Here is a 575-nt window from a genome sequence, read left to right as displayed (position 1 = left end):
AATCGTTACTCCGGGCGTGGTGAGCCCACCGACGACCTGATCCAGACCGCCACCGTCGGCCTGATCAAGGCGGTCGACAAGTTCGACCCCGAACGCGGCGTCGACTTCGCCGGCTACGCGATCCCGACCATCATCGGCGAGATCAAGCGCCACTTCCGCGACCGCACCTGGTCCGTCCGGGTCCCGCGCCGCCTGCAGGAACTGCGCCTCGCGATCACCGAGGCCAACAGCACCCTGACCCACACCCTCGGCCGCTCCCCGACCGTCGCCGACATCTCGGTGCACCTCGGGATCACCGAGGAAGAAGTCCTGGAAGGCCTCGAAGGCGCCCGCGCCTACAACGCCACCTCGCTGTCGACCCCGATCAGCGCCGACGGCACCACCGAACTCGGTGAGACCCTCGGCGGCCCGGACGTGGAGTTCGAACTCGCCGAGACCCGCGTCGCCCTCGGCCCGGCGCTGGCGATGCTGGACGAGCGCGAGCAGAAGATCCTCACCCTGCGCTTCTACGGCAACCTGACCCAGTCGCAGATCGCCGACCAGATCGGCATCTCCCAGATGCACGTGTCCCGCCT

At 68.5% G+C, this 575-nt stretch carries 1 protein-coding gene; it reads left to right on the top strand.

What is annotated here, in order from left to right; all coding sequences use genetic code 11:
* Window positions 1-575, top strand: a 575-nt coding sequence (locus tag Ato02nite_RS48375; protein WP_213013501.1) for a SigB/SigF/SigG family RNA polymerase sigma factor, incomplete at both ends; no start/stop codon positions are given.

This window comes from Paractinoplanes toevensis (assembly GCF_018332695.1).
GTDB classification, from domain to species: domain Bacteria; phylum Actinomycetota; class Actinomycetes; order Mycobacteriales; family Micromonosporaceae; genus Actinoplanes; species Actinoplanes toevensis.
The sequence above is the reverse complement of the archived record's forward strand: the minus strand, read 5'-3'. Positions and strand labels throughout refer to the sequence as shown.